Consider the following 1,017-nt stretch of genomic DNA (forward strand, 5'->3'; position numbering starts at 1 on the left):
AAGCTAATGTCGGCGCTGGTACTATTTATCGCTATTTTGAAAATAAAGAGGCACTCGTTAACTCATTATTTTCAGAAAGTATGTTACAACTATCTGAAACAATAAAAACAGATTTTCCTGTTGAAGCAAATATTCGTGAACAATTTAGTCATACGTATAATCGTTTATTTGAATTTGCGAGAAACAATGTGGATGCTTTTCTTTTTACAAATTCTCACTGTGATAGTTATTTTCTTGATGAACAGAGTAAGAAAATATTTGACGACTTTATAGGATTCTTTATGAATATTATAGAGGGTGGGATTGAAAAAGGCCTTCTTCGTCCATTACCTCCAGTTGCTTTAATTATTATTGTATATCAGCCGCTTGAAAAATTAACAAAAGTAATGGCGACAGGGCAATTAGAATACTCAAAAGAATTAGTAAAAGAATTGGAAGAAAGCTCTTGGAATGCTATTAGAATCATTTGATTCTATAGCTTTATAAGGATAGGAATGAACATTCATTCCTAAATAGATATGAAAATAGGAGATGATATGTTTGTATAGCTAAAGAAATGAATATTTATTCTGGTAAGAGTAGTTTAATAGCGTTTATAAAATAATTTAATAGGAATGAACGTTCATTCCAAAATGRTAGTTTTCAAATAATAGGAATGAATATTCATTCCTGAGGAAACATAAACCTCTAAAAGTGGGAGATGATTAATATGAGCAAGTTAAAAAGTTGGAGAAGTTTATCTTTTCTATTATGGATAGTTATTACTATTACAATGGTCGTAACGATGCCTAATATGGATAAATTAGTGAAAGAAAAAGGGCAAATTACGATTCCTAATACAGAACAAAGCAGTATTGCTGACAAAATGATAAAAGAGATGGATAAAGAAGGGGCTCAAAAGTATGAAATTATAGCCGTTTTTAATAGTGGAGATAAAAACGCTTTAACGAAGGAACAAAAAGAGGAAATAACAAAAACAATCAACGCTTTACAAAATGAAAAAGAGCAATTGGGAAT

Annotated in this window: 1 protein-coding gene and 1 pseudogene; both read left to right on the top strand. The window is 30.1% G+C overall.

Annotated features, from left to right (window positions below; all coding sequences use genetic code 11):
* Nucleotides 1-470 (top strand): TetR family transcriptional regulator (locus AC1DTM_RS28380; protein WP_477001478.1); only part of this gene is annotated, 470 nt, incomplete at its 5' end.
* 239 nt (nt 471-709) lie between these two features.
* A pseudogene (locus AC1DTM_RS28385) lies at nt 710-1,017 on the top strand (MMPL family transporter); the annotation flags it as partial.

The sequence above is a fragment of the Bacillus sp. P4_D3 genome (assembly GCF_056401855.1).